This window comes from Micromonospora sp. S-DT3-3-22, assembly GCF_015354745.1.
Taxonomy (GTDB): Bacteria; Actinomycetota; Actinomycetes; order Mycobacteriales; family Micromonosporaceae; genus Micromonospora; species Micromonospora wenchangensis.
This window is the reverse complement of record NZ_JACGMO010000161.1, coordinates 1-14,653: the sequence shown is the minus strand read 5'-3', so window position 1 is coordinate 14,653 and position 14,653 is coordinate 1. Positions and strand designations below refer to the sequence as shown.

General features: G+C 74.4%; 13 protein-coding genes. 5 read left to right on the top strand and 8 right to left on the bottom strand.

Translation table 11 applies throughout. From position 1 onward, the window contains the following. The 3 genes from H1A17_RS30715 to H1A17_RS30705 form a co-directional block, all read left to right on the top strand. The coding region (locus tag H1A17_RS30715; protein ID WP_228544545.1) for a DUF4350 domain-containing protein at window positions 1-1,360 on the top strand (1,360 nt) is incomplete at its 5' end. Beyond that, entirely contained in the window at window positions 1,357-2,346 is a 990-nt protein-coding gene (locus tag H1A17_RS30710; protein WP_194823530.1) for a MoxR family ATPase, read from the top strand. The genes H1A17_RS30715 and H1A17_RS30710, both read left to right, overlap by 4 nt. Further along, entirely contained in the window at window positions 2,343-3,653 is a 1,311-nt protein-coding gene (locus tag H1A17_RS30705; RefSeq protein ID WP_145918021.1) for a DUF58 domain-containing protein, read from the top strand. Before H1A17_RS30710 ends, H1A17_RS30705 begins: the two co-directional genes overlap by 4 nt. 10 nt (window positions 3,654-3,663) lie before the next feature. On the opposite strand, the gene H1A17_RS30700 is transcribed toward H1A17_RS30705, so the two are convergent. Further along, complete coding sequence (locus tag H1A17_RS30700; protein ID WP_194823529.1) at window positions 3,664-4,704, bottom strand: stage II sporulation protein M; 1,041 nt, start codon at window positions 4,702-4,704, stop codon at window positions 3,664-3,666. Window positions 4,705-4,745: 41 nt separating this feature from the next. On the opposite strand from H1A17_RS30700, the gene H1A17_RS30695 reads away from it, so the two are divergent. Continuing rightward, window positions 4,746-5,723 (top strand): RDD family protein, encoded by a 978-nt coding sequence (locus tag H1A17_RS30695; protein ID WP_240762605.1) that lies wholly within the window; start codon window positions 4,746-4,748, stop codon window positions 5,721-5,723. 25 nt (window positions 5,724-5,748) lie between these two features. Here H1A17_RS30695 and efeB read toward each other — a convergent pair whose 3' ends face one another. From efeB to efeU, 3 genes are read right to left on the bottom strand one after another with little or no spacing between them, the layout of a single operon-like run. Further along, window positions 5,749-7,050, bottom strand: coding sequence for an iron uptake transporter deferrochelatase/peroxidase subunit (gene efeB / locus H1A17_RS30690; protein ID WP_194823528.1), 1,302 nt, complete (start codon window positions 7,048-7,050; stop codon window positions 5,749-5,751). 52 nt (window positions 7,051-7,102) lie between these two features. Beyond that, window positions 7,103-8,233: an iron uptake system protein EfeO gene (gene efeO / locus H1A17_RS30685; protein WP_145918018.1), complete on the bottom strand. Its 1,131-nt coding sequence runs from the start codon at window positions 8,231-8,233 to the stop codon at window positions 7,103-7,105. A 31-nt stretch (window positions 8,234-8,264) separates the two neighbouring features. Then, window positions 8,265-9,200 carry an iron uptake transporter permease EfeU gene (gene efeU, locus H1A17_RS30680; protein WP_145918017.1) on the bottom strand — a complete coding sequence of 312 codons (936 nt, stop codon included), beginning with the start codon at window positions 9,198-9,200 and terminating at the stop codon, window positions 8,265-8,267. 301 nt (window positions 9,201-9,501) lie between these two features. Here efeU and H1A17_RS30675 point away from each other — a divergent pair, with 301 nt between their 5' ends. Beyond that, the gene (locus H1A17_RS30675; RefSeq protein WP_168222385.1) at window positions 9,502-9,660 is read left to right on the top strand and encodes a hypothetical protein; all 159 of its coding nucleotides are present in this window, start codon (window positions 9,502-9,504) and stop codon (window positions 9,658-9,660) included. 114 nt (window positions 9,661-9,774) lie between these two features. Here H1A17_RS30675 and ahcY read toward each other — a convergent pair whose 3' ends face one another. The 4 genes from ahcY to H1A17_RS30655 form a co-directional block, all read right to left on the bottom strand. After that, window positions 9,775-11,262: an adenosylhomocysteinase gene (gene ahcY / locus H1A17_RS30670; protein ID WP_145918016.1), complete on the bottom strand. Its 1,488-nt coding sequence runs from the start codon at window positions 11,260-11,262 to the stop codon at window positions 9,775-9,777. A 290-nt stretch (window positions 11,263-11,552) separates the two neighbouring features. Continuing rightward, window positions 11,553-12,773 carry a mannose-6-phosphate isomerase, class I gene (gene manA, locus H1A17_RS30665; protein WP_194823527.1) on the bottom strand — a complete coding sequence of 407 codons (1,221 nt, stop codon included), beginning with the start codon at window positions 12,771-12,773 and terminating at the stop codon, window positions 11,553-11,555. A gap of 2 nt (window positions 12,774-12,775) precedes the next feature. After that, entirely contained in the window at window positions 12,776-13,783 is a 1,008-nt protein-coding gene (locus H1A17_RS30660) for a cation diffusion facilitator family transporter (protein ID WP_145918014.1), read from the bottom strand. After that, a partial coding sequence (locus H1A17_RS30655; protein ID WP_194823526.1) for an SIS domain-containing protein occupies window positions 13,780-14,653 on the bottom strand: 874 nt, incomplete at its 5' end. The genes H1A17_RS30660 and H1A17_RS30655, both read right to left, overlap by 4 nt.

Genomic DNA, 14,653 nt, shown 5'->3' with positions numbered 1-14,653 from the left:
GCCGGCCGCGCCCGTGCGGCGACGACGCCGGCACCGGGTGATCGTGCCGTTGGCGCTGGCCGCCGCCCTGCTCGCCGGCACGATCGCCGCCCACGCGCTGGACCAGCCCGACCCGGGCGACCCCGGTTTCCTCTCCCCGGTCGCCACCGACGACGACGGGGGCAGCCGCCTCGCCGACGCGCTGCGCGCCCGGGGTGTCACCGTCACGCGGGAGACCGACCTCCTGCCGGCCCTGCTCGGCCTCGACCGTGGCCCGGCCACCCTCTTCGTCCCGGCGGCGGAGCTGCTGCACCCGGACACCCTCGGCGCGCTGGGCGAACTGCCCGCCGGCCGGCGGCTGGTCCTCGTCGACCCGTCCCGCCGGGTGCTCGAATCCGCCGGCCTGCCGCTGGTGCCGACCGACCGCCGGTGGGCCACCCGGGCGGTCGACCCGGCGGCCGGCGGCCGGCCCTGCGCGGTGACCGAGGCGACCCGGGCCGGGGTCGCCGCCGCCGCGCTCCAGCGGTACGCCGCCGCCCCCGGCACGGCGACCGCCCTCGACCGTTGCTACGCCGACGGCCTGGTCCGGCTGCCCGGCCGGGCCGAGGTGGTGGTGATCGGCGCCAGCGACCCGTTCCGCAACGACCGGATCGCCGAACACGGCAACGAGGCGCTCGCCACCGGCCTGCTCGGCGTCCACGGGCGGGTGGTCTGGCTGGACCTGGACGGCCCGGCACCGGCGCCGACGTTCGGCCGGCCCGGCGGCACCGGCGAGCCCGCGTGGTCACCCACCCCCGGCGGGTCCACCGGGTACGACGGCGACGGCACCGGCGAGGGCGGTCCGGGTGGCCCCGGCACCGCCACCGGCGACGGCGACGGTTCGGGCGACGCCCCCGACTCCGCCGGTCCCCCACCGCCTGACGACCATCCGCTGCTGGACGCCTTCCCGCCCTGGTTCTGGGCGCTGCTGCTCCAGCTCGCCCTGGTCGCCCTGCTGATCGTGCTGTGGCGGGCCCGCCGGCTCGGCCCGCCGGTGACCGAGCCGCTGCCCGTCGAGGTCCGCTCCGCCGAGACCGTGCTCGGTCGGGCCCGGCTCTACCAGCAGGCCCGGGCCCGGGGTCCGGCCGCCGCGACCCTGCGTACCGCCGCGTCGGGGCGGTTGCGCGGGCGGCTCGACCTGCCCGCGACGCTCGGGCCGGCGGAGGTGGCGGCCCGGGTGGCCGGGCCGGCCGGCGGCACCCCGGAGCAGATCCACGAGCTGCTCTTCGGCGCGGCGCCGCAGACCGACGCCGAACTGCTGGAGCTGGCCCGGTCGCTGGACCGGCTGACCCGTACCGTGGCGGCAGCGCCCGGCCGTCCGACCGAAGGAGACCCCCGGTGACCCGACCCGCCACCACCGCCGAGCCCACGGCCGGCCCGGACGACGCCCGGGCCGCCCTGCACCGGCTGCGCACCGAGGTGGCCAAGGCGGTCGTCGGTCAGGACTCGGTGGTCACCGGCCTGGTGATCGCGTTGCTCTGCCGGGGCCACGTCCTGCTGGAGGGGGTGCCCGGGGTGGCGAAGACGCTGCTGATCCGTACCGTCGCCACCGCACTGGACCTGGACTCCAAGCGGGTCCAGTTCACCCCCGACCTGATGCCCGGCGACGTCACCGGTTCGTTGATCTTCGACCCGCGCACCGCCGCGTTCACCTTCCGGGAGGGGCCGGTCTTCACCAACCTGCTGCTCGCCGACGAGATCAACCGGACGCCGCCGAAGACCCAGTCGGCGCTGCTGGAGGTGATGGAGGAGCGCCAGGTGTCGGTCGAGGGCGCCCGCCGGCCGCTGCCGGACCCGTTCATCGTGGCCGCCACCCAGAACCCCGTCGAGTACGAGGGCACCTACCCGCTGCCCGAGGCGCAGCTCGACCGGTTCCTGCTCAAGCTGACCGTGCCGCTGCCCAACCGGGACGAGGAGCTGGGGGTGCTGCGCGCCCACCACGCCGGTTTCGACCCGCGTGACCTCGGCGCGGCCGGCGTACGCCCGGTGGCCGACGCCGCCGACCTGGCCGCCGCCCGGGAGGCGGTCGGCCGGGTGCACGTGGCCGAGCCGGTGATCGGCTACATCGTGGACCTGTGCCGGGCCACCCGGGCCACCCCCGCCCTGGAGCTGGGCGCGTCGCCCCGGGGGGCCACCGGGCTGCTCAGCACGGCGAAGGCGTGGGCCTGGCTGGCCGGCCGGGACCACGTCACCCCCGACGACGTGAAGGCCACCGCCCGCCCGACGCTGCGGCACCGGCTGCGGCTGCGCCCCGAGGTGGAGCTGGAGGGGGTCGGGGTCGACGCGGTGCTGGACACGGTGCTGGCCACCGTGCCGACCCCGCGATGACCTGGCGGGCGGCCGTCCTGCTGCTGGCGGGCGTGCCCACCCTGCCGTTCTGGCCGGACCCGGTGCCCGCCGTCGCCGTGATGACCGCCGTCGTGCTGCTGCTGACCGCCGTGGACTGGGCGCTCGCCGCCCCGCTGCACGGGCTCACCGTCGACCGTGAGGGCGACCGGGCCGTCCGGCTCGGCCACCCCGCGACCGTCACGCTGCGCCTGGCCAACACCTCCGGCCGTACGCTGCGCGCCCAGGTGCGCGACGTGTGGGTGCCGTCGGCGGGGGCCCGTCCGGACGTACCGCCGGACCGGGTGTCCCGGGTCGGGCCGGGCGGGGTGCTGGTGCTGCCCAACCGGCTCACCCCCACCCGGCGCGGCGACCGGCCGGCGGTGACGGTGGCGGTGCGTTCGCTCGGGCCGCTCGGGTTGGCGTTCCGGCAGCGGGCCGGGCGTCCCGCCGCCCCCGGCTGGACGCTGCGGGTGCTGCCCCGGTTCGACTCCCGGCGGCACCTGCCCGAGAAGCTGTCCCGGCTGCGGGTCATCGACGGCACCCAGGTCACCCGGGGCCGGGGCCAGGGCACCGAGTTCGACACCCTGCGCGAGTACGTGGTCGGCGACGACGTCCGCTCCATCGACTGGCGGGCCAGCGCCCGCCGCTCCGACGTGCTGGTCCGCACCTGGCGGCCGGAACGCGACAGGCGGTTGGTGTGCGTGCTGGACACCGGCCGCACCTCGGCGGTACGCGTCGGCGACGTACCCCGGCTGGACGCCGCCATCGACGCGGCGTTGCTGCTGACCGCGCTGGCCGCCCGGGCCGGCGACCGGGTCGAGCTGCTGGCCGCCGACGCCACGATCCGGGCCACGGTCACCGGCACCGGGCGGCGGGATCTGCTGCACCGGCTGGTCGACGCCCTCGCGCCGGTGCACCCGGCGCTGGTGGAGACCGACTTCGACCTGATCGTCGCGGAGATCCTGCGGCGGCACCGGCGACGCAGCCTGGTGGTGCTCCTGACCGCGCTGGAGCCCGGGGCGCTCGCCGAGGGGCTGCTGCCGGTGCTGCCCCGGCTGGCCGCCCGGCACCGGGTGGTGGTGGCGGCCGTGCACGACCCGGCGCTCACCGCGCTGACCACCGGCCCCCCGGTACGCCCCGAGGACGCCTACGCCGCCGCGGCCGGCTGGCGGGCGCTCGCCGAGCGGGACCGGGTCCGCGCCGTCCTCGGCCGGTACGGCGTGACCGTGGTGGACGCCCCGGCGGACCGGCTCGCCCCGGCCCTGGCCGACACCTACCTCCGGCTCAAGGCCCTCGGTCAGCTCTGACCCGGGCAGGTCAGCGGGGTGGGCGGGAGGCGGGCTGCCAGGCGCGGGCCGGGTCCGTCGACGGCCAGAGTTCGGCCAGCCACGGGTCGGTGCGCTCGGCCGGTGCCCGTTCGGCGGCGACGGCCCGCCGGCCGAGCAGCACCACGTAGGCGAAGAAGCCCAGCCAGACCGTCGCGCCGACGCCGACCCGCAGCACCACCGGCACCGGTGCCGGGGTGACGAACGCCTCCAGCAGCGCGGAGACCGCGAACAGCCCGACCAGACCCACCGCGACCAGGATCGCCGACCGGCCCGCCTCGGCGACCGACCGGCCCCGGCCCAGGTGCTCCGGCGGCGAGATCCACGCCCAGGCGGTCCGCAGCCCGACCCCGGCGGCCACGAAGACCCCGGTCAACTCCAGCAGCCCGTGCGGGGTGATCAGTCCGAAGAAGACGTCGGAGCGGCCGTAGGAGACCATCACGCCGCCCACCACCCCGATGTTCAGCGCGTTCTGCCACAACAGGTAGAGCACCGGCACGACGAGCACCCCCGCGGCGAGGCACTGGGCGGCGATCCAGGCGTTGTGGGTCCACAGGTGGAAGGCGAAGGTCGGCGCGGAGAACTCGGTGTAGTAGCCGGCGAATCCGGAGTCGACCAGGTCGGCGGCGGCGTCCGGGCCGATGAACGCGGCGGCGGTGCCCGGGTTACCGGCGACGTACCAGATGAGGAAGCCGCTGAGCAGGCTGAACCCGGTCGCCACCGCGCACCACCACGGCCAGGCCCGGTAGACCGCGCCGGGGAACCCGACGGTGAGGAACCGCCCGACGGCCGACCAGGAGGCCCGTTGCCGGCCGGTGATCCGGGCCCGCGCCCGCAGCACGAGCTGGGAGAGCCGGCTGACCAGGGCCGGGTCGGGTGCCCGGCTGCGCAGCGCCGACAGGTGGGTGGCGGTGCGCTGGTAGAGGACGATCATCTCGTCGATCTCGTCGACGTCGAGCCGGCGACGGTCGCAGAACAGCTCCAGCCGTCGCCACTCGTGGCTGTGCTCGGCGACGTACGCGTCGAGATCCACTGGTCCTCCCCCGTCCGGCGACCATAGTGTTCACTGTCCGGGTGAGCGCGCAACCACCGGTGCCGGCCGGCACTGTCCCGGCCGGCGTCGACCCGGCGGGGCGCTGGGCGGACGCGGGGCTGGTCAGCGGCGAGGCCGTCGCGCTGGACGTCCGGGCGGCGCGGCTCGGGTCCCGGGTGCTGGCGCTGCTGATCGACATCGTCGGGCAACTGTTCTGCGCGGCGTTGCTGGCGCTGACGCTGACCCCGCTGGTACTGATCGTGCTTCCCGAGCAGGTGGTGGACCGGGCCCTGACCGGCGCGTTGGAGACCCTCGGCCTGGTGCTGGTGGTGGTCGGCTATCCGGTGCTGTGGGAACGTCTCAACCACGGCCGGACGCCCGGCAAGCTCGCGGTGGGGCTGCGCGTGGTCAGCGCCGACGGCGGGCCGGTGCAGTGGCGTCAGTCGCTGACCCGGGCGCTGGTCGGGGCGGCCGTGGAGTGGCCGGGGCTGGTGCTGCCGCTGCTGAGCTGGGTGGCCGGGGCGACGGTGATGCTGACCGACCCGCGTGGCCGACGGCTGGGTGACCTGGTGGCCGGCACGATGGTGGTGCACACCCGCACCACGCACCCGTGGCGGCCGGCCCCGGGGATCGTCGCGCCGCTGGCCGGCTGGGCCGCCACGCTGGACCTGACCCGGCTGGACGACGCGCTGGCCCTGGCGGTGCGGCAGTACCTGACCCGGGGGCAGCAGATCGTCGAGCCGTACCGCAGCCGGCTGGCCCGGGAGTTGTGGCGCGAGGTGGCGGCGGTGACCGCCCCGACGCCGCCGCCGGGCGTACCGGAGCCGTTGCTGTTGGCGGCGGTCCTTGCCGAACGCAACCGGCGCGGCTCGCTGCGGCTGCGCCACCAGCGGGCGCTCACCGCCGCTCTCTGGCCCGACCCGGCCCCGGCCACCCCCGCCGTCGACCCGCCGGCCCCGGTCGGGGTACGACCGGCCGGGCCGGTGCTCCGGTCGGCGTCGCCGGACCGCCCGGCCTGACCGGTTCGTCGCGGCCGGCCGCCGTTCAGCCGAACAGGGCGCGGCCCCACCAGTCGGCGGCGTCGCGGACCCCGGGTGGGCAGGCGAACAGGCCGCTGGAGACGTGCCGCAGGTACTCGTTCATCGCGTCGTTGCGGGCGAGCCGGGTCTGGATCGGCACGAACTGCCGGCGTGGGTCCCGCTGGTAGGCCATGAAGAACAGCCCGGCGTCGAGCCGGCCGAGCCCGTCCGATCCGTCGACGTAGTTGTAGCCCCGGCGCAGCAGCCGGGCGCCGTCGTTCAGGGTGGGGTGGGCGAGGCGCACGTGCGAGTCCACGGCGATCACCGGCTGGCCGTCGTCGCCCTTCGCGGCGAAGTCCGGCTCGTCGAACTCGTCCCGGCGGCCCAGCGGCGCGCCGCTGCCCTTGGTCCGGCCGACGATCTGCTCCTGCTCGGCAAGCGAACTGCGGTCCCAGGTCTCGATCTGCATCCGGATCTTGCGGGTGACCAGGTAGGACCCGCCGGTCATCCAGTCCGCGCCGTCCTCCGGCTGGGCCCAGAGCTGCTCGCGGAGCAGCCCGGCGTCCTCGGCCTTGAGGTTGGCGGTGCCGTCCTTGAAACCGAAGAGGTTACGCGGGGTCGCCTGGTCCCGCGACGTCGACGAGGTACGCCCGAAGCCGAGCTGTGACCAGCGGACGCTGACCACCCCCATGCCGATCCGGGCCAGGTTGCGGATGGCGTGCACCGCCACCTGCGGGTCGTTCGCGCACGCCTGTACGCACAGGTCGCCACCGGAGATCTCCGGGCGCAACGCGTCCCCGGCGAAGTGCGGCAGGTCGACCAGGGCGGCGGGCCGCCGGCCGGCGAGGCCGAACCGGTCCCGGCCCTGTGCGTCGCGGAACAGGGTGGCGCCGAAGCCGACGGTCAGGGTGAGCTGCGACGGGGGCAGGCCCAACGCCTCGCCGGTGTCGTCCGGCGGGGCCTCCGGCATGCCGCCCACCGCGCCGATCACCCCGGCGTCCTTCCCGCCGGTCATCCGGGCGGCGGCGGCCGTCCATTCCTGGAGCATCGCGACCAGCCGGTCCCGGTCCTTGGTGATCACGTCGAAGGCGACGAAGTGCAGCCGGTCCTGGGCCGGGGTGGTGATCCCGGCCTGGTGCTCACCGTGGAACGGCACCGCCCCGGCGGCCCCGTCGTACGCGGCGGCCCGGTCGCCGTCGCGGGCCAGCGCGCCCGCTCCGGCGGCCACCCCGGCGACTCCGGCGACCCCGACCCCGGCGAGGGTGATCGCCCGCCGGCGGGACAGCCGGCGGCGTCCCCGGCCGGCGGTGCTGCTCTGCTCGCTCATCGACTCTCCTGGGAGGGACCGGCCGCCGGACGACGGCCGTGCTGACCCGTCGTCACCGGGCGACGGCGGCGGCGACCTTGCTGACCGGCTCGGCGAGGGCGTTGATGCTGTCCGACAGCTCCTTGAGGTCGGCCTTGCTCAGCTGGGTGTGCAGCTTCCAGCCGTCGCCGTCGCGGTGCTTGCCGAGCGCCGCCTCCACGGCGGTGAACTCCTTGTCGAGCTGGGCGACCAGCTCCGGGGCCCGCTGCTCCAGGGCCGGCCGCAGCGCGGCGACGGCCGCCTTGGAGCCCTCCAGGTTGGCGTTGAAGTCCCAGAGGTCGGTGTGCGAGTACCGCTCCTCCTCGCCGGTGATCTTGCCGCTGGCCACCTCGTCGAGCAGCGCCTTGGCCCCGTTGGCGAGCTGGAGCGGGGTGAGCTTCTCGGCGTTGGCCCGGGTCACGATCTCCTTGACGTCGGCGAGCAGCCGGTCGGCGATCGGGCCGTCCTTGCTGATGTCGCCGGTGGTCCAGAGGTCCTTCTCGATCCGGTGGAAGCCGGTGAACTCCATGCCCTCCTCGATGACCTCCTCCCGCCCGTCGATCTTCGGGTCGAGGTCGCCGAAGCTCTCCGCGACCGGCTCGATCCGCTCCCAGTAGGTGCGGGCCACCGGGTACAGGGCCTTGGCCTTGGCCACGTCACCGGCCTTGACCGCGGTGACGAACTCCTCGGTCTTCGTCAGCAGGGCGGCGGTCTGGCTGGTCACGTACCGCTGGTAGCTGGCGGTGGCCTCGGTCAGCGCGGCGTCCGGGGCCACGGTCGCGGCGGTGCCGCTCACCTTCAGCGCTCCCCGGATGCCCCGGCCGCTCATCCCGGGCTTGCAGGCCGTCTCGTACGTCCCCGCGGGCAGCTCCACCCGCAGCTCCCGGCTCAGGCCCGGGGCGATGTTCTCCACCTCGCCCATCACCCGGTCACCGGCGGCGTAGACGTAGAACTCGTTGACCTTGCTGCCGGAGTTGGTCACGGTGAAGGTCGCCTGGCCGGCCTCCAGTTCGGTGACGTCGACCTCGCACACGCTGTCGGTGGCCTTGACCTTGACCGAGTTGCCGGCGCCGGCGTCGGACCGGTCGTCCTTGCCACAGGCGGTGACACCGGTGACGGCCAGCGCGCCGACGGCGGCGAGCACCAGGAAACGGGTGGTACGCATCGTTGCTTGTCTCCTTGGAGAGGACGGTGGATCAGACGCGCCGCGACCCGGCCGGCTGCACGGCGGCGGGGCCGTCCTGCTCAGCGGTGGCGTCGGCCTCGGTGGTGGGGGCGGGCCCGGGCGTCGGCGGGGTGGCGGCCGGCGCGGGCTTGACCGGGGCGGCCGGCCGGCGCAGGAACAGCACCAGCACCGGGACGGCGTACGCGACCCAGGCGACCGTCTCCAGCACGCTCGGCGCGGCGGTGACGTTGAACATCCCGGCGAGCAGGGCGGCGTACCAGGTGCCGGGGTCGAGCACGCCGGTGATGTCGAAGGCCAGGTCGTTGAGGCCCGGCAGCACCCCGGCCTCCTGGAAGTCGTGCACGCCGTACTTGAGGATGCCGGCGGCGACCAGGATCAGCAGCGCGCCCGTCCAGGTGAAGAACGTCGACAGGTTGATCCGCAGGGCGCTGCGGTAGAGCAGGAATCCGATCCCGACGGCGGTGGCGATACCGCCGATCAGGGCCAGCAGCGGCCCGGAGCCGGTGCCGCCGGTCGCGCTCTGCGCCGCCGAGTAGAAGATCAACGCGGTCTCCAGGCCCTCCCGGACGACCGCGAGGAAGGCCATCCCGGCGACCGCGAGCGAGCCGACCGCGAGCGCCTCGCTCAGCTTGCCCCGCAGTTCACCGGCGATCGTCCGGGCGGCCCGCCGCATCCAGAAGATCATCCAGGTCACGAAGACCACGGCGGCGACCGAGGTGACGGCCTCGAACAGTTCCCGGTCCTCGGAGCGGGCCAGCAGCGAGGTCGAGGTGTACTCGATCAGCCAGCCGAACAGGACCGAGAGCGCCACGGCGAGCCCGACGCCGACCCACACCTGCGGCAGCCGGTCCCGGCGCTGCGACTTGACCAGGAAGGCGACCAGGATGCTGACGACGAGCGTCGCCTCCAGGCCCTCCCGCAGGCCGATCAGGTACGTGGCGAACATCGGTGCTCCGTGTCGTGGGTCAGACTTGCCTCAGGCAACTTAGGGCAGCCATACCTTCCTCCTGATCGGGGGTTCCGTCAAGTCGTTCTTGACAGCTTCACCCTGGTCGGAAGGGTCGGCCTGGACCCGCCGGCCGGGGGTGCCGACCCGCCGCCCGACGTGGCAGGATTCGACGTACCCCCAGGACAGGACGCCCCGTGAACGACGCGCCCCGCATCCCCACCCTCCGCCCGGCGGACACCCCCGCACCAGGGACTTCCGACCCGTGTGGGCCACGCCACCGTCGGCCGGGACGGCACCGGTGAGGGGCTTCGGCCCGTGGCTGGCCGTCCTCGCGTTGGTGATCGTGCTCAGCGTCCTGCGGCTGCGCCCGCTGGCCGTGGCCGTCTCCCTGACCTGGCTCGCCTGGTGCGTGTGGACCTGGGTCCGCCCCACCCGCCGTGGCCCCGGCGCGTCCTGACCCCCGCCCGGCCCCGGCGCGTCCTGACCCCGCCGGCCCCGGCTCCGGGCCGACCCGCACACGGGTGAGGGGGCCGGCCACGTGGTGGCCGACCCCCTCGTCCGTCCGGGGTGCTCAGTAGCGGTAGTGCTCCGGCTTGAACGGGCCCTCGGGCGAGACGCCCAGGTAGGCGGCCTGCTCCTTGGTCAGCTCGGTCAGCCGGGCGCCGAGCGCGTCCAGGTGCAGCCGGGCGACCTTCTCGTCCAGGTGCTTGGGCAGCACGTAGACGCCGACCGGGTACTCGTCGGTCTTGGTGTACAGCTCGATCTGGGCGATCGTCTGGTTGGCGAACGAGTTCGACATCACGAAGCTCGGGTGGCCGGTGGCGTTGCCCAGGTTCAGCAGGCGGCCCTCGGAGAGCACGATGATGGCGTGGCCGTCGTCGAAGCGCCACACGTCGACCTGCGGCTTGATGTTCTCCCGGGTGACGTCCGAGCGCTTCGCCAGGCCGGCCATGTCGATCTCGTTGTCGAAGTGGCCGATGTTGCCGACGATGGCCTGGTGCTTCATCCGGGCCATGTGCTCGTTGGTGATGACGTCGAAGCAGCCGGTCGCGGTGATGAAGATGTCGGCCTGCTCGACCACGTCCTCCAGGGTGGCGACCTGGTACCCGTCCATCGCCGCCTGGAGCGCGCAGATCGGGTCGACCTCGGTCACCACGACCCGGGCGCCCTGGCCGCGCAGCGACTCGGCGCAGCCCTTGCCCACGTCGCCGTAGCCGAGCACGACGGCCATCTTGCCGCCGATCAGCACGTCGGTGGCCCGGTTGATGCCGTCGATCAGCGAGTGCCGGCAGCCGTACTTGTTGTCGAACTTGCTCTTGGTCACCGAGTCGTTGACGTTGATGGCCGGGAAGAGCAGGGTGCCGGCCCGGTGCATCTCGTAGAGCCGGTGCACGCCGGTGGTGGTCTCCTCGGTGACGCCCTTGATGCCGGCGGCGATCCGGGTCCAGCGCTGGTTGTCCTCGGCGAGGCTGCGGTGCAGCACCTGGAGGATGACCGCGTACTCCTCGGAGTCGGCGGACTCGACCGCCGGGACGGCCCCGGCCTTCTCGAACTCGACGCCCTTGTGCACCAGCAGGGTGGCGTCACCGCCGTCGTCGAGGATCATGTTCGGGCCCTGTCCGTCCGGCCAGGCGAGCACCTGCTCGGTGCACCACCAGTACTCCTCCAGCGTCTCGCCCTTCCAGGCGTAGACCGGGACGCCGGACGGCGCGTCGGGGGTGCCCTCGGGGCCGACCACGATCGCGGCGGCGGCGTGGTCCTGGGTGGAGAAGATGTTGCAGGACGCCCAGCGGACCTGCGCGCCGAGGGCGACCAGCGTCTCGATCAGGACGGCGGTCTGGATGGTCATGTGCAGCGAACCGGTGATCCGGGCGCCGGCGAGGGGCTGGGCGTCGGCGAATTCGCGGCGGATCGCCATCAGGCCGGGCATCTCGTGCTCGGCGAGGCGGATCTCCTTGCGCCCGAACTCGGCGAGCGACAGATCCGCCACCTTGTAGTCGCCCTCGGCGAGGGCGCTCGGCCGGGCGTCGCTGGATGACGCCGGGAGGGTGCTGGTCATGAAGGCTCCTGTCGAACGATGGCTGCGCGACCATCCACCTTACGCCGGCCCCCTCGCGGCGCACTGTGGGCCGCCTGGAGACAGCGCACGGGGCGGTCGGCGTGGGACGAAACCTCCGTCCACCTGCCGGCCGCCCCGTGCATCCCCCCGGTTTGGTTACCCCCGCGCGCCGCCGGACCTTCGTCGCGACAACGCTGCGTACTCATGAGGTTACCGTGCGACACGGACTAGTCAAGCAATTCGGGAAAGTCGGACTTGCGGCGTGGCGCAGGTCGCCGCGCGTGACGCCGTCAGCCGCCGCACGTGGCGACGAACGCCGTGCCCGTACCGGACAGGACCAGCGCCGCACCGGCGGCCGTCCCCACAGCGGCCTGCCCCGGACCGAGCATCACCGCGCCCACCCCGTCGTCCACCCCGACCTTGCCGTGGTGGCAGAACACCACCCGGGGGCCGGGCAGCGGCAGCCGGACCTCCGGCCCGGCCGCGTCCACCGTCACCCGGTGCAGCGCGAAGTCGTCCACCGGCACCGGCCAGCAGACCACCCCGGGCGTCACCGGCCGGGCGACGAGCACCGGATCGTCCAGCACCTCGAACCGCAGTACCCGCAGCAACTCGTCGACGTCCACGTGCTTCGGGGTGAGCCCGCCGCGCAGCACGTTGTCACTGGCCGCCATGATCTCCACGCCGGCGCCGCTCAGGTAGGCGTGCAGGTTGCCGGCCGGCATCCAGATCGCCTCCCCCGGCGTCAGCCGCACGTGGTGCAGCAGCAGCGCCACCAGCACCCCCGGATCGGCCGGGTAGCGGGTCGCCAGGTCCCGGGCCAGCTCCGCGTCCGGCCCGGCGGCGTCCGCCGTGCGCACCGCCTCGACCAGCCCGGCGCGGTCGGCGTCCGGCCAGGTCAACAGCAACCGTACGGCCTCCCGCAGCCCCGCCGGCCCGGCCCGCAGCGCGGCCACCACCGGCGACAATTCCGGTACGCCGAACCCGGCCAACGCCGTCGCCGACACCCGCGGGTCCCGGAACCCGCAGAGCGCGTCGAACGGCGTCAACGCGACGAGCAACTCCGGCTTGTGGTACGGGTCGACGTAGTTGCGCGGCCCCCGCGCCCGCCCCGCCACCCCGTCGGCCCACCCGTCACCGGCCTGCCCGGCATCAGCCTGCCCGACGTCAGCCTGCTCGGCGGCGTAGCCGGCGCGGGCCTGCTCGGCGTCGGGGTGGGCCTGGAGACTCAACGGGGCGTCCGCGGCGAGCACCTTCAACAGGAAAGGCAGCCGGGTGCCGAACCGGCCGACCACCTCCTCACCGAGCCAGTGGTCCGGCTCGGCGACCAGCAGGTCGGTCAGGCTCACCCGCTCGCCGTCCCGGTCGACCATGGCCGGGCCGCCCGGGTGGGCGCCCAGCCACAGCTCCGCCTCCGGGCCGTCGGTCGGCGCCGGCCGCCCCTGCAACTCGGCGAGCGCCGAGCGGGACCCCCAGGCGTAGTCGCGGATCGACCCGTACAGCAGTTCCACGGTCAGCCTCCGGCCCGCCCGGCCACCTCACTCGACCCGCCCGACGCCGGTGCCGCCGCGGTGGGCGCGGCCGTGCCGGTGCCCGCCCGCTCGGCGGCGACGCTGTAGATGTCCGGCTCCAGATAGATCACCCGGGCGATCGGTACGGCCGCGCGGATGCGCGCCTCGACCGCGTTGATCCCCCGGGCCAGTTCCTCGGCGCTCTCCCAGGCCGGCACGCCGATCTTCGCGGCCACCATCAGCTCCTCCGGGCCGAGGTAGAGCGTCTTCATGTGGATGATCCGCTCGACCTCGGGACCGTCGGTGACGGCCCGCTCGATGGTCGCCACCTCGCCCGGGTCGGCACCCTCGCCGAGCAGCAGGCTCTTCGTCTCGATCGCCAGCACGACCGCGATGATCACCAGCAGGACGCCGATCATCGCGGTGCCCGCGGCGTCCCACATGCCGTTGCCGGTGATCAGCGTCATCCCCACGCCGAACAGCGCGAGCACCAGGCCGACCAGCGCGCCGAAATCCTCCAGCAGCACCACCGGCAGCTCCGGCGCCTTGGCCCGACGGATGAAGTTCACCCAGGACTGGTTGCCCCGGGTGTGGTTCGACTCCTTGATCGCCGTACGGAACGAGAAGCCCTCCATCACGATCGCGGCCAGCAGCACCGTCACCGGCACCCACTGCCACGAGGTGATCGGGTGCGGGTCGGCCGCCTTGTGCCACGCCTCGTACAGCGCGAACAGTCCACCGAGGCTGAACAGCACGATCGACACGATGAACGCGTAGATGTAGCGCTCCCGGCCGTACCCGAAGGGGTGTTGCGGGGTGGCCGCCCGCTTGGCCCGCTTGCCGCCGAGCAGCAGCAGCGCCTGGTTGCCCGAGTCGGCCACCGAGTGGATCGACTCCGCCAGCATCGACGACGAACTGGTCAGCAGGAACGCGATGAACTTGGTGATGGCGATACCGATGTTCGCCAGCAGGGCGGCGATGATCGCCTTGGTACCGCCGTTCGCGCTCACTGGTTCGACAGCTCCTTCATCTCGGTGACGGCCGGAACGGCCATCGGGTCCAGCCCATGGGCCAGGGCCAGATAGATCGACGCGAAGTCGGGCACCGCGACGAGGGAGGCGAGCCGTTCCAGCGCGGAGCCGCCCTCGGCGGTGACCACGTCGCAGCGCACCCCGCGCCGCTCGGCGAGGGTCTGCACCGCGTCGGCGCGACGCTCCTCGACGGCCAGCGGCTCGTCGGTGTCGTCGTCGGCGTTGAGGCCGCCGTCGCGCAGCAGCACCAGCCGCAGCCGGGTCGGATCGGGCTCGACCTCGTCCGGGTCGGCGAAGATGTCCCGCGTCGACTCCACCAGGCCGCCGAAGACGCCGTCGAGCAGGCCGACCCGGCCCCGACCGGCCTCACCCAGCGCCCCGGTGACCACCGGGTACCGGGCGTTGGCCGACAGCGTGTCACCGAAGCGGCGGGCCGCCACGGTGGCCAGCGGGGACGAGCCCCAGACGATCGGGATCGACCCGGCCAGCCCGAGGGCCAGCGACTTCGCCGGGTTGACGAAGGACTCGGCGGTCGACCGGCACCGGTCGGCGTCGGCGTCCAGCCGGGCCGCCGTCTCGGCCAGATCCGCCTCGTTGACCTTCACCAGGCCGAGCGTACGGGCGGCGAGCAGAACCGGCACGGTGAGCGCCCAGAGGCTGGCCCGGGCCGGGGCCCGGCGGGGCACCGGGATGAACGGCGCGCGGGCCCGCTCGGCCACCGACTGCAACTGCGAGTCGGGCGCGCCGACCGCGACCAGCCGGGCCCCCCGGCGGTGCGCGGCCTCGGCGGCGCCCAACGCCTCCGGGCTACGGCCGGACGCGCTGACCGCGATCACCACGTCGGCCGCG

What these genes read in the sequence shown, in the direction of transcription:
- H1A17_RS30705 (WP_145918021.1), top strand. Translation starts at nt 2,343, where the DNA reads ATGACCTGGCGGGCGGCCGTCCTGCTGCTGGCGGGCGTGCCCACCCTG.
- efeB (WP_194823528.1), bottom strand. Translation starts at nt 7,050, where the DNA reads ATGAGCGAGCAGAGCAGCACCGCCGGCCGGGGACGCCGCCGGCTGTCC.
- efeO (WP_145918018.1), bottom strand. Translation starts at nt 8,233, where the DNA reads ATGCGTACCACCCGTTTCCTGGTGCTCGCCGCCGTCGGCGCGCTGGCC.
- efeU (WP_145918017.1), bottom strand. Translation starts at nt 9,200, where the DNA reads ATGTTCGCCACGTACCTGATCGGCCTGCGGGAGGGCCTGGAGGCGACG.
- ahcY (WP_145918016.1), bottom strand. Translation starts at nt 11,262, where the DNA reads ATGACCAGCACCCTCCCGGCGTCATCCAGCGACGCCCGGCCGAGCGCC.